The sequence below is a fragment of the uncultured Mycobacterium sp. genome, from assembly GCF_964249325.1.
Taxonomy (GTDB): domain Bacteria; phylum Actinomycetota; class Actinomycetes; order Mycobacteriales; family Mycobacteriaceae; genus Mycobacterium.
Genome location: NZ_CAXUCH010000034.1, coordinates 20,380 through 24,410 on the forward strand (window position 1 = coordinate 20,380; position 4,031 = coordinate 24,410).

Here is a 4,031-nt window from a genome sequence, read left to right on the forward strand (position 1 = left end):
GACGCCTGGCCCGGCCCGGCCCCGAGCTGCCGCTGGACGACATCGACACCGACGCCGTATTCTCCGACATGGTGCTGCGGTTGGCGGCCGGCCTGGAGCGCCGCAGCGGACTCACCGGAAGCGACCCGGAAACCGGGCGTTCTGCGTCACTTTGACCTGCCCGACCAGCGGCGGGTATTGTGGTTGCTCGTGCCTGGCGGCTCAAGGCGCTGGTAAGGCGCGCACGCCGGGCCAATTCGCATGTCCATGACGCAACGGATGAAATCCGGGGCAAGCGCATGCGACACTCCCGGCCGCGGGGGACCGCGACGGGGCATAACTGCAGTACACAGACTTGAATCGAGAGCGCAACACAGAAAGCCGGTAGATGCCAACCATTCAGCAGCTGGTCCGCAAGGGTCGTCGCGACAAGATCGCCAAGGTCAAGACCGCGGCCCTGAAAGGCAGCCCGCAGCGTCGTGGCGTGTGCACCCGCGTGTACACCACCACCCCGAAGAAGCCGAACTCGGCGCTTCGGAAGGTGGCGCGCGTCAAGCTGACCAGCCAGGTTGAGGTCACCGCCTACATCCCCGGTGAGGGCCACAACTTGCAGGAGCACTCGATGGTCCTGGTGCGCGGCGGCCGGGTGAAGGACCTGCCCGGTGTGCGGTACAAGATCATCCGGGGCTCGCTCGACACCCAGGGGGTCAAGAACCGCAAGCAAGCTCGCAGCCGCTACGGCGCCAAGAAGGAGAAGAGCTGATGCCGCGCAAGGGGCCGGCGCCCAAGCGTCCCCTGGTCAACGACCCGGTCTACGGATCGCAGTTGGTCACCCAGCTGGTGAACAAAGTTCTTCTGAAAGGGAAGAAATCGCTCGCCGAACGCATTGTTTACGGTGCGCTCGAACATGCTCGCGAGAAGACTGGCACCGACCCGGTCATCACGCTCAAGCGTGCTCTCGACAATGTCAGGCCGGCGCTGGAGGTTCGCAGCCGGCGTGTCGGCGGTGCCACCTACCAGGTGCCCGTCGAGGTGCGCCCGGACCGGTCCACCACGCTGGCACTGCGCTGGCTGGTCAACTTCTCCCGGCAACGTCGTGAAAAGACCATGATCGAGCGCCTGGCAAACGAGATCTTGGATGCCAGCAATGGCCTCGGGGCCTCCGTCAAGCGGCGCGAGGACACCCACAAGATGGCCGAGGCAAACCGCGCCTTCGCGCATTATCGCTGGTGAGAAATACCGGCAGCGGCGCCGGTGACGACAACGACAGCGAACGACGAACTAGAGCAACCGAAAAGGTGGGAAGACTTCTGTGGCACAGAAGGACGTGCTGACCGACCTGAGCAAGGTCCGCAACTTCGGCATCATGGCGCACATCGATGCCGGCAAGACGACGACGACCGAACGCATCCTCTACTACACCGGTATCAACTACAAGATCGGTGAGGTGCACGACGGCGCCGCCACCATGGACTGGATGGAGCAAGAGCAGGAGCGGGGGATCACCATCACCTCCGCCGCCACCACCACGTTCTGGAAAGGCAACCAGCTCAACATCATCGACACTCCCGGCCACGTCGACTTCACCGTCGAGGTGGAGCGCAACCTGCGCGTCCTCGACGGTGCCGTCGCGGTCTTCGACGGCAAGGAAGGTGTCGAGCCGCAGTCCGAGCAGGTGTGGCGGCAGGCCGACAAATATAACGTTCCGCGGATCTGCTTCGTCAACAAGATGGACAAGATCGGCGCCGACTTCTACTTCTCCGTCAAGACGATGGAGGAGCGGCTGGGCGCCAACGCGGTGCCGATCCAATTGCCGATCGGCTCGGAGAGCGCATTCGAAGGCGTTGTCGACCTGGTCGAGATGAACGCCAAGGTGTGGCGCGGCGAAACCAAGCTGGGCGAGAAGTACGACGTCGTCGACATCCCGGCCGAGCTGGCCGAGAGCGCCGAGGAGTACCGCGCCAAGCTGCTGGAGATCGTCGCCGAGACCGACGAGGAGCTGCTGGAGAAGTATGTCGGCGGCGAGGAGATCACCGTCGAGGAGATCAAGGCCGCGATCCGCAAGCTGACGATCGCCTCCGAGATCTACCCGGTGCTGTGCGGCAGCGCGTTCAAGAACAAGGGCGTGCAGCCGATGCTGGACGCGGTGGTCGACTACCTGCCGTCCCCGCTGGACGTGCCACCGGCGACCGGGCATGCACCCGGCCATGAGGACGTGGAGGTCGTCCGCCACGCGACCACCGACGAACCGTTCTCGGCGCTGGCGTTCAAGATCGCCACCCACCCGTTCTTCGGCAAGCTGACCTACATCCGGGTCTACTCCGGAACGGTGGACTCCGGCAGCCAGGTCATCAACGCGACCAAGGGCAAGAAGGAGCGGCTGGGCAAGCTGTTCCAGATGCACTCCAACAAGGAGAACCCGGTCGACAGGGCCAGTGCCGGCCACATCTACGCGGTGATCGGCCTGAAGGACACCACCACGGGTGACACCTTGAGTGACCCCAACGACCAGGTCGTGCTGGAGTCAATGACGTTCCCCGACCCGGTGATCGAGGTGGCTATCGAGCCCAAGACCAAGAGCGACCAGGAGAAGCTGTCGGCGTCGATCCAGAAGCTCGCCGAGGAAGACCCGACCTTCAAGGTGCACCTCGATCAAGAGACCGGCCAGACCGTGATCGGCGGGATGGGCGAGCTGCACCTCGACATCCTGGTCGACCGGATGCGCCGCGAATTCAAGGTCGAGGCCAACGTCGGTAAGCCGCAGGTGGCGTACAAGGAGACCATCCGCCGCAAGGTGGAGCACGTCGAGTACGTCCACAAGAAGCAGACCGGCGGCTCCGGCCAGTACGCGAAGGTCATCATCACCGTCGAGCCGTTCAAAGGCGAGGACGGCGCCACATACGAGTTCCAGAACAAGGTAACCGGTGGGCGCATCCCGCGCGAGTACATCCCGTCGGTGGATGCGGGCGCCCAGGACGCTATGCAATACGGTGTGCTGGCCGGCTACCCGCTGGTGAACCTCAAGGTGACGTTGGAAGACGGCGCCTACCACGAGGTGGACTCATCGGAAATGGCGTTCAAGATCGCCGGCTCGCAGGCGCTGAAGAAAGCCGCCGCTGCGGCGCAGCCGGTGATCCTGGAGCCGATCATGGCCGTCGAGGTCCTCACTCCAGAGGACTACATGGGCGACGTGATCGGCGACCTGAACTCCCGCCGTGGTCAGATCCAGGCCATGGAGGAGCGGGCGGGCACACGCGTTGTCAAGGCGCACGTGCCGCTGTCGGAGATGTTCGGCTACGTCGGCGACCTGCGGTCGAAGACTCAAGGCCGGGCGAACTACTCCATGGTGTTCGACTCCTACGCCGAAGTGCCGGCGCAGGTGTCGAAGGAGATCATCGCGAAGGCGACGGGGCAGTAAGCTCCTGTCGCTACCGCGGCACAACTGAACACATCAACACTGCTTTTACAAGCACCAACAAGTCCAGGAGGACACAAAAGTGGCGAAGGCGAAGTTCGAGCGGACGAAGCCGCACGTCAACATCGGGACCATCGGTCACGTTGACCACGGCAAGACCACGCTGACCGCGGCTATCACCAAGGTTCTGCACGACAAGTATCCCGACGTGAACGAGACGAAGGCGTTCGACCAGATCGACAATGCGCCTGAGGAGCGTCAGCGCGGTATCACCATCAACATCGCGCACGTGGAGTATCAGACCGAAAAACGGCACTATGCCCACGTCGATGCTCCCGGCCACGCCGACTACATCAAGAACATGATCACCGGTGCCGCCCAGATGGACGGCGCGATCCTGGTGGTCGCCGCCACCGACGGCCCGATGCCGCAGACCCGTGAGCACGTGCTGCTCGCCCGTCAGGTCGGGGTGCCCTACATCCTGGTCGCGCTGAACAAAGCCGACGCCGTCGACGACGAGGAGCTGCTCGAGCTCGTCGAAATGGAGGTCCGGGAACTGCTGGCCGCCCAGGAGTTCGACGAGGACGCTCCCGTCATCCGGGTTTCGGCGCTGAAGGCACTCGAGGGCGACCCGAAG

At 63.9% G+C, this 4,031-nt stretch carries 3 protein-coding genes and 2 pseudogenes (2 of these 5 only partly in view); all 5 read left to right on the forward strand.

Going from position 1 to position 4,031, the window contains the following annotated elements; all coding sequences use genetic code 11:
* A pseudogene (locus tag ACFE99_RS07015) lies at positions 1-155 on the forward strand (TetR/AcrR family transcriptional regulator); it begins 442 nt to the left of the window's first position.
* A 212-nt stretch (positions 156-367) separates the two neighbouring features.
* Positions 368-742, forward strand: coding sequence for a 30S ribosomal protein S12 (rpsL, locus tag ACFE99_RS07020; RefSeq protein ID WP_007167812.1), 375 nt, complete (start codon positions 368-370; stop codon positions 740-742).
* Complete coding sequence (gene rpsG, locus ACFE99_RS07025; protein ID WP_083089165.1) at positions 742-1,212, forward strand: 30S ribosomal protein S7; 471 nt, start codon at positions 742-744, stop codon at positions 1,210-1,212. The genes rpsL and rpsG overlap by 1 nt, the downstream gene beginning before the upstream one ends.
* A 79-nt stretch (positions 1,213-1,291) precedes the next feature.
* Positions 1,292-3,397 (forward strand): elongation factor G, encoded by a 2,106-nt coding sequence (gene fusA / locus ACFE99_RS07030; protein ID WP_375483740.1) that lies wholly within the window; start codon positions 1,292-1,294, stop codon positions 3,395-3,397.
* A gap of 79 nt (positions 3,398-3,476) precedes the next feature.
* Positions 3,477-4,031: pseudogene (gene tuf, locus ACFE99_RS07035) on the forward strand (elongation factor Tu) (it continues 643 nt past the right edge of the window).

Excerpts from the sequence above, each read along its gene's own strand:
- rpsG (WP_083089165.1), top strand. The coding sequence starts at position 742 with ATGCCGCGCAAGGGGCCGGCGCCCAAGCGTCCCCTGGTCAACGACCCG.
- rpsL (WP_007167812.1), top strand. The coding sequence starts at position 368 with ATGCCAACCATTCAGCAGCTGGTCCGCAAGGGTCGTCGCGACAAGATC.